This is a genomic window from Mesorhizobium sp. M0983, assembly GCF_040318975.1.
In the GTDB taxonomy this organism is placed as follows: domain Bacteria; phylum Pseudomonadota; class Alphaproteobacteria; order Rhizobiales; family Rhizobiaceae; genus Mesorhizobium.
This window is the reverse complement of the sequence record NZ_JAMYNH010000072.1, coordinates 1-530: the sequence shown is the minus strand read 5'-3', so window position 1 is coordinate 530 and position 530 is coordinate 1. Positions and strand designations below refer to the sequence as shown.

General features: G+C 62.8%; 1 protein-coding gene. It reads right to left on the bottom strand.

Features of this window, described 5'->3' with window-relative positions:
• Positions 1–524, bottom strand: a 524-nt coding sequence (locus tag NKH71_RS33635; protein ID WP_502900464.1) for a transposase, incomplete at its 3' end; no start/stop codon positions are given.
• Between the last annotated feature and the right edge of the window lie 6 nt (positions 525–530).

The window sequence follows — 530 nt, the reverse complement described above, 5'->3', positions numbered from 1 at the left end:
AGCACCGCCTGGCTGGCGATCACGCCCGCCTCGCGAGCCCGTTCATAGCGCGCGTCCAAGATGAGATACGGATAGCTTTCCTCGAGCCGCTGCGTGAAGAACGCCTTGAGCGCCTCATCCAGCCGCATCGTCGCCTCGCTCACCGTCGAGGCCGAGAAAGAGTGGCCGCACAATTCCTCCGTCACCGCCTTCACCTTGCGGGTCGAAACGCCTTGTACGTACATCTCGACCAGCGCCGACACCAAGGCCTTCTCCGAACGCTGATAGCGCTCAAACAACTCCGTCGAGAACCGGCCCGTCCGATCCTGCGGAACGCGAAGTTCCAGCACCCCAACCCGCGTCACCAGCTTGCGCTCGTAATACCCGGACCGGTAACTCACCCGCTCCGCCGTCCGCTCGCCTTTCTCGGCCCCGATCGCCTCCGTCATCTCGGCTTCCAGAGCCTCCTGCACGACAGTCTGCAATACCTGGCGAAAGCCGTCCTCATCCGACAGCAGCAACGCTTTCAACTCGCCCCTGCTCAGTTTAAC